General features: G+C 50.9%; 1 rRNA gene. It reads right to left on the reverse strand.

Features of this window, described 5'->3' with window-relative positions:
• Positions 1 to 199 (reverse strand): 16S ribosomal RNA (locus EVX52_RS25210); the annotation flags it as partial.
• Between the last annotated feature and the right edge of the window lie 21 nt (positions 200 to 220).

Here is a 220-nt window from a genome sequence, read left to right on the forward strand (position 1 = left end):
ACTTTGCTCTTTCGAGGTCATGCGGTATTAGCTACCGTTTCCAGTAGTTATCCCCCTCCATCAGGCAGTTTCCCAGACATTACTCACCCGTCCGCCGCTCGCCGGCAAAGTAGCAAGCTACTTCCCGCTGCCGCTCGACTTGCATGTGTTAGGCCTGCCGCCAGCGTTCAATCTGAGCCATGATCAAACTCTTCAATTAAAAGTTCGATTTGCTTAAACA

The sequence above is a fragment of the Rahnella sp. CFA14(1/10) genome, assembly GCF_004195095.1.
Classification (GTDB): Bacteria; Pseudomonadota; Gammaproteobacteria; order Enterobacterales; family Enterobacteriaceae; genus Rahnella; species Rahnella perminowiae.